The organism is Streptococcus sp. HMSC067H01 (assembly GCF_001814775.1).
Classification (GTDB): Bacteria; Bacillota; Bacilli; order Lactobacillales; family Streptococcaceae; genus Streptococcus.
On the sequence record NZ_KV817763.1, the window covers coordinates 82139 to 82380 of the forward strand.

Consider the following 242-nt stretch of genomic DNA (forward strand, 5'->3'; position numbering starts at 1 on the left):
TCTTCTGCCTTGATGAAGTTAGGTTTTTCACCTTTCTCAGTAGTGTCATATGGTGTGTCATATGGTGTGTCATATGGTGAGTTTGGAGTGTCTTGACGAGGTTTTTGAATCTCTTTACCCTTCTCATCCACATAAGTGATAACAACTTCACCTTTTGGTTTTTCTTTCAACTTGTAGACATAAGTGACATTCTTATCGCCTTCGATAACCTTACCAGTTGTTGGGTCTGTTGACTTCAAGTG

The 242-nt window shown here is 39.3% G+C and carries 1 protein-coding gene; it reads right to left on the reverse strand.

Annotated features, from left to right (window positions below):
- A partial coding sequence (locus HMPREF2987_RS00390; protein ID WP_180364484.1) for a MucBP domain-containing protein occupies nucleotides 1-242 on the reverse strand: 242 nt, incomplete at both ends.